Here is a 6,214-nt window from a genome sequence, read left to right as displayed (position 1 = left end):
TGCTTGGCATCCGAATGATAGGATACCTCGTCCATGATACGATGAATAAGAAGATGCCCGATTTCTTGGATGATTTGCTGTTCCATTGATGTTTTGGAAGGAGAAACAACAGTACGATTCGGGTCAAGGGGAGCACCTTCATCTGTGATTGTAAAAGCTAGTACACCCGGTTCAATAACTGCTTGAAGAAAAATTTGACTTGGTTTGTTGTCTGTTTGAGTGTGTTGAATGATATTAGTGACTACCTCTTCAATGGCAAGTGCTATGCCCATTGTGAGTTTAGAGGGTAGGTCTAATGAGGTTCCTAAGTCTTCGATAAATTGTGAAATACGGGTTACTTCATTTAACTGGTTGTTAATAATAATTTCTTTTTCCATATTCTTAATGTTATGTATTGTGCAGGAGCAATTGGGGAGATTAATAAATGTTTCACAAATATCTCTATTCCCCTAATTAATTGTTAGATGTTTACCTCTAAAATATGTCCCATTTTGGTGGTACTTCCCCAAATGGGACGTATTTATGGGCTTTTGGAACGACAATGTACTATTTTTGGAGGTGTATATTCTAATAAAAAACTTGCATAAGATCTTGTTGATTGATTACTTTTCCTATCTTTGCTGTCGGATAAAATACGATGTTGAAGATGACTAGTGTGGTAGCTTTATTTATAGAATTATTACTAGATATTGTTGGATTTGTCACAGGTATTGTAGTATTGAAACGTTCTTTCGAAAGCAGCATTCGGCGGGCTTGGGGAATGTTGGCAGTCGCTCTATCTCTTCTCCTATTATGTGATAATCTGGAATGGATGTGGCTTTTTAGTCAGGGAGTTGAACGTGTTCCTCTTTTTGTTGATGTACCTATGGATCATCTTTCTATTTGGCACATAGTGCGAACTGTAATCTTTTTCCAGCTGTTTTCTTTATTTCCTATTGCTTCCTTAAAGCCCGGATGGATGATTTCATCGCGAATTCTTAATATGCTTATTCCTGTCTTATTGATTGTTTGCATCAGTTGCTGTTATCAGTTTTTTAATGGCCATTATACCATGCTAGGGTCATTTGCTGCTATCTGGCAGAATATCGGGAATACGGATGTAATTGTGAGGTTGGTATTGTTTATAGTGAGTGTATTAACTCCTTCTATTAATTTCTTACTTCCTTTTTTAGGTAAATGGATTCCGTTTCGTCGTAGACAGAGTAGGGGGATGTATATCTATATGGGGTGTTTTGCGCTGATTATGTCGGGATATATTTGGTTAATGTTAGGCACAAGTGGTTTAAGTTTCAACTTTTTCGGATACTTTGTGATAACACCTACCATATACCTGAATATACTCTATATCCGGAATGATAATCCATTGTCTTTGCCTCCGTTACCGATTGAAAATATGAATCAGCAAGAGATAAATACGATAAAAGAGATTGAAGTATCACCTTTGATTCTGGAATTGAGTGATCGCTTGCAGTCGTTCATGACGGAATGTACTCCTTTTGTAAACTCCCAATATTCTATGCAGGATTTATTAGGAGATATGCAAACGAATGAACACCGGCTTAGTAAAGTGTTACGTTATAATGGTTTTTCCGGTTTTCGTGATTATATCAGTTTCAAACGCTTGCAGTATTTCAAGGAACAAGCTGTATTAAGGAAAGAACTGACTGTTAAGGAGCTGATGTTTATGAGTGGTTTTACTTCGCGCTCAAGCTTTTACAGGTATTTTGCAAGTCTTGAAAATATGTCACCAAGTGAATTTATTGAGAGAATAAGGAAATGAGGTCAGTGCCTATCTTCTTATTCTCTCATCTTTGATTTTAGTTACTATATCAATTCAGGTAGGCAGTTACCTTTCCACTAATTTGCAGTAGGGATATTTCGCAAAGTTTAGTGTCATATTCTGCTGAGAGTATGCGCTCTTCGGCATCAAGAAGACTTTTCTGTGCTTCACGCATCTCGATGCCGGAGAGGTTTCCGAGCATATAGCGTTCCATGGCAATCTCATGGTTCTCTTTGGCGGCGACAAGATTCTGCCGTTCCAGATTCAACATTTGCAGATTGTTCTGGTAAGCTTGCCATAGGTTACTAAGATCGGCTCGTAAGGATTGTTCTACTTGTTCACGTTCTAGTCGGGCATTTTGAATGGCGATGCTTGCATTGCGACGTTCGCGACGACGATTCCCGTCAAACAAGTTAAAACCGACTGTCACCCCTACATTCAGCCCCAGATTGCTGCGACGGCTGTTGGCAGAGATATCGTATTTGTTGAGCGTATAGCCATATCCACCGTTCATTTTTAAGTAGGGATAGTCGCGTGAGCATACTTTCTTATAATCCAGCCGGGCAAGAGTATTGTTCTGTTCTGCCTTTAATAAGGAAGAGTTTATTTGCAAGGTAGCACTCCATAGCTCTTCGAAGTTCATAATATTATTTATGAAAATGATACTGTCGCGGATTATAAATGATTGATCCACGTCTTTGTTGGCCATCAGTTCATTTAATTGGATGCGCGATGTGTGCAAAAGTTCCTGCTGTTTCATATATTGTGCGCTATCCGCATTAAAATCGACTTTGGCTTGTTGATAATCCAAACGTGAGAAGTTGCCGATGTGATAACGTTCTTCTACGATTCGTAGTCGTTCTTTAGATAAAGATACGGCATAGCGGAAGTTCTTCAGGCGTATTTTCTGTTGCACATAATTGTAGTATTCTGCTGTAATATTGGCAATCAAATCTTCGATGGCGATACGGGTGTTTGTTTCGCCTTGTCGTTCCAATTCTTTTAGTTTCTGATAATTGGCGGTGATATTGAAACCGTCGAAGATGGTCCAGTTCAAGTTCAAACCGGCATTCAGGGTTTGGTCGAATATACCGCTATCTTTAGTGGTTTCACCGGTTGAGCGAAGTTTGGATTCAGTGTTGTCCAATGTACCTTTGTACCCTGCGGATAGGTCGAGGGTAGGCAGGTATCCGGCATTACCCAGCGTGGCGTTATTCTTGCTGACCTGCTCCTCGTTGCGGGTAATACGGAGAGAGTAGTTGTTCAACAATCCTTGCTCCAAGCATGATTTTAGGGTATAGGTAGCATGCTGCGCATGGAGGGATAGCGTTGTACTAATAGCGGTTATGAAGATTAAGAGCGTCCGTTTCATACTTTCTTTAAATTACTTCGATTCGTAGATATATAACTGTAAATTGCAGGAACGATATACATTGTTAGCAAAGTTGATACTAACATGCCACCCACTACTGCCGTACCCATGGCGATGCGTTGATTGCTTCCTTCACCGGTTGCGAATGCTAAGGGTATCAAACCCAATATGGTTGAAGCGCTCGTCATTAAAATAGGGCGTAAGCGCTGTAATGCAGCATCTTTAATAGCACTTATTTTGTCTTCGCCCACTTCCTGCTTCTGGTTGGCAAATTCCACAATAAGAATACCATTTTTTGCGACCAAACCAATCAACATAATAATACCGATCTGGCTAAAGATATTCATCGTTATATTTGTGAAATACATGAATATCAATGCTCCTGCAATGGCAAGGGGGACTGTCAACATGATAATCAGCGGGTCTTTGAAGCTTTCGAATTGAGCGGCAAGAATCAGGTATATCAATACGATTGCCAATACAAAAGCAAACATCAGGCTGGAAGAGCTTTCGCGATACTCTTTAGAATCTCCTGTAAGGGCAGTTCGGAAAGTATCGTCTAGCGTTTCTTTAGCGATCTTATCCATTTCTTCCAAACCTTGTCCGATTGTTTTGCCTTCAGCAAGTCCGGCGGATATAGTAGCAGAGACAAAACGATTATAACGGTAGAGTTTGGGAGGAGCAATACCATTGGTTAGTTCGATGAGGTTATCTAACTGAACCATATCTCCTTTACTGCTACGGATATAGATACCCTTTAGGTCAGCTGGCTTATTACGTTGCTGGCGATTGATTTCTCCCAATATTTCATACTGCTTTCCGTTCATGTAAAAGTAGCCCATACGTTGACCGCTTAATCCGTATTGCAGAGTTTGGGCTATATTTTTCGTGCTGACTCCCATAATACTTGCCTTGTCACGGTTGATGTTGATACGTGCTTCGGGCTTACTAAATTTCAAGTCAATGTCTGCCATTTGGAAGACTGGGTTTTCGTAGACTTTTGTTATAAATTTAGGCAGTACTTCTTGTAACTTTTCGATATTGGTAGCCTGCAACACATACTGTACAGGCATTCCGCCTCTACGCCCACCAAAGGAGGATGATTGTTGCACGAAGGAACGAGCTTTTGTTTTCTTCTGTACGGCTTTTGATAGTTTTTCGGCAACTTCCATCTGCGTATAGTCACGTTCATTCATGTCTTTTAAAGTGATACGCACGTTGCCATTGCCACTGGAAACACGGGCTGTTATCGCTTTGGCATCCGGAACGATGGAGTCGACCAGTTGGTTGATGTCTTCGGTATAATCACGCATGAATTCATAAGTCACACCTTCGGCACCCATCGTGTTAATACTAATTTGAGAACGGTCTTCCAATGGCGCCATTTCGGCAGGGATAGTTGTCCAAAGGATGCCGATTATACCGATGGTTGCAAGTGTAAAAGGCAGTGCAATCCAGCGGCGTTTGAGGAAAGCAGCCAATGACTGACTGTATAAACGGTTCATTCCGTTAAAGAACGGTTCTGTCTTCCGGTAAAACCAACTCTGCTTTTCTCTTTTAATCAGAAGTTTCGTTGCAAGCATCGGTGTAAAAGTCAATGCGGCAAAGGAAGAGATAATCACAGAACCGGAAACTACCAGACTGAATTCCCGGAATAGACGTCCCGTAGTACCTTCCATAAATACAATCGGGAAGAATACTGCCACTAACGTAATGGTTGTAGAGATGACCGCAAAGAAAATCTCTTTGGCTCCTTCGATACCGGCTTCCTTCGGTGGCATTCCTTTTTCTATGCGAACATAGATGTTTTCGGTCATAACGATGGCATCGTCCACCACAAGTCCTACCGCCAATACTACGGCAAGCATAGAAAGCACATTGATGGAAAATCCTGCGAGATACATTACAAAGAAAGCTCCGATCAGTGATACGGGAATTACGATACAAGGCACCAGCGTGACACGCCAATCGCGTAGAAAGAGGAAAATGATGATAATTACCAGTATAAATGCTTCGTATACGGTTTGCTTCACTTCGCTGATAGAAGCACGGATAAATTTGGTATTATCGAAACCATAGTCGTAGTGTACGTCTTCGGGGAGGTCTTTTTGCATCTTTTCCATACGTTCGTACACGGCATCGGCTATTTCTATATGATTGGCACCCGGCTGAGGCGTAACTACAATACCTACCATCGGTACTCCGTCCATCTTCATGTAACTTTTGATATCAGCCGGACCTAACTCTGCACGCCCGATGTCGCTGAAACGGACAATACGGTTACCATCTTCTTTCAGAATCAAGTTGTTAAACTCTTCTGCTGTATGCATTAAACCTAATGTACGGATGGTAAGTTCGGTAGTGTTTCCTTCTATACTGCCCGAAGGAAGTTCGATGTTTTCATTATCTATGGCAGTTTTTACGTCCATGGGCGTAATGCCGTAGCCCGACATTCGGATAGGATCTAACCATAGGCGCATGGAGTAACGCTTTTCTCCCCATATACTTACACTACTTACATCGGAAATGGTTTGGAGTTGCTCCTTTACGGTGAGGTCAGCTATTTCACTTAATTCCAGCAGAGAACGCTTGTCGCTTTGAAGGGCAACCATGAGAATGGGAGTAGCATCCGCATCTGCTTTAGAAACGGTTGGAGGGTCACAATCGCGAGGTAGAAAACGCTGGGCACGTGATACTTTGTCGCGTACGTCATTGGCAGCTGTTTCCAAATCGACAGAAAGTTCAAACTCCACCGTAATGCGGCTTTGTCCTTGCTGGCTGACACTGGAAAGCGAGCGAATGCCTGGAATACCGTTGATGTTTTGTTCCAGTGGTTCCGTGATTTGATTTTCGATTACATCAGCATTGGCACCCGGGTAGGAACAAGATACTGAAATGATCGGGTTATCCACCGACGGATATTCGCGAACACCGAGATAGTTGTACCCAATGAAGCCAAAGAGTAGGATAATCAGTGTCAATACGGTGGAGAGTACCGGGCGGCGTATGCTTAATTCGGATATATTCATGTTGGAAAATTATGAATTATGAATTATGAATTA

Annotated in this window: 4 protein-coding genes; 1 reads left to right on the top strand and 3 read right to left on the bottom strand. The window is 41.7% G+C overall.

Annotated features, from left to right (window positions below; genetic code table 11):
* A partial coding sequence (locus Q1W14_RS19355) for an ATP-binding protein (RefSeq protein WP_300704321.1) occupies positions 1–377 on the bottom strand: 377 nt, incomplete at its 3' end.
* 260 nt (positions 378–637) lie between these two features.
* On the opposite strand from Q1W14_RS19355, the gene Q1W14_RS19350 reads away from it, so the two are divergent.
* Positions 638–1,780 carry a helix-turn-helix domain-containing protein gene (locus Q1W14_RS19350; RefSeq protein ID WP_300704320.1) on the top strand — a complete coding sequence of 381 codons (1,143 nt, stop codon included), beginning with the start codon at positions 638–640 and terminating at the stop codon, positions 1,778–1,780.
* Positions 1,781–1,829: 49 nt separating this feature from the next.
* Here the strand turns inward: Q1W14_RS19350 and Q1W14_RS19345 are convergent, their stop codons facing one another.
* Complete coding sequence (locus Q1W14_RS19345) at positions 1,830–3,152, bottom strand: TolC family protein (RefSeq protein WP_300704319.1); 1,323 nt, start codon at positions 3,150–3,152, stop codon at positions 1,830–1,832.
* On the bottom strand, positions 3,149–6,181 hold the full coding sequence (locus Q1W14_RS19340) for an efflux RND transporter permease subunit (protein WP_300704318.1): 3,033 nt from the start codon (positions 6,179–6,181) through the stop codon (positions 3,149–3,151). Before Q1W14_RS19340 ends, Q1W14_RS19345 begins: the two co-directional genes overlap by 4 nt.
* Between the last annotated feature and the right edge of the window lie 33 nt (positions 6,182–6,214).

The organism is Bacteroides sp. (assembly GCF_030151085.1).
Taxonomy (GTDB): Bacteria; Bacteroidota; Bacteroidia; order Bacteroidales; family Bacteroidaceae; genus Bacteroides.
This window is presented reverse-complemented; position numbering and strand designations above follow the sequence as displayed.

Excerpts from the sequence above, each read along its gene's own strand:
- Q1W14_RS19345 (WP_300704319.1), bottom strand. The coding sequence starts at position 3,152 with ATGAAACGGACGCTCTTAATCTTCATAACCGCTATTAGTACAACGCTA.
- Q1W14_RS19350 (WP_300704320.1), top strand. The coding sequence starts at position 638 with ATGTTGAAGATGACTAGTGTGGTAGCTTTATTTATAGAATTATTACTA.
- Q1W14_RS19340 (WP_300704318.1), bottom strand. The coding sequence starts at position 6,181 with ATGAATATATCCGAATTAAGCATACGCCGCCCGGTACTCTCCACCGTA.